1 protein-coding gene is annotated in these 246 nt (G+C 65.9%); it reads left to right on the top strand.

From position 1 onward, the window contains the following. A partial coding sequence (locus KW824_RS20805; protein ID WP_218410904.1) for a VCBS domain-containing protein occupies window positions 1–246 on the top strand: 246 nt, incomplete at both ends.

The following is a 246-nucleotide window of genomic DNA, read 5'->3' as shown; positions in this document are numbered from 1 at the left end:
TCGAGACCTTCACCGTGCAGTCTGTGGATGGCACCGAGCACACCGTCACCATCACCATCACCGGCGTCAACGATGCGGCGGTGATCACCGGCACTGACACCGGCAGCGTGACCGAAGACGAGACCAAGCCGACTCTGACCGAGACCGGCACCCTGAGCGTCACCGACGTGGATGGGGTCGACGAAGCCAAGTTCCTGGCCGGCAACGGCACCCCGAGTGCGGGCGCGCTGGGTAGCCTCGCCATCA

This window comes from Aeromonas sp. sif0611, assembly GCF_019218845.1.
GTDB lineage: Bacteria > Pseudomonadota > Gammaproteobacteria > Enterobacterales > Aeromonadaceae > Aeromonas > Aeromonas media.
This window is presented reverse-complemented; position numbering and strand designations above follow the sequence as displayed.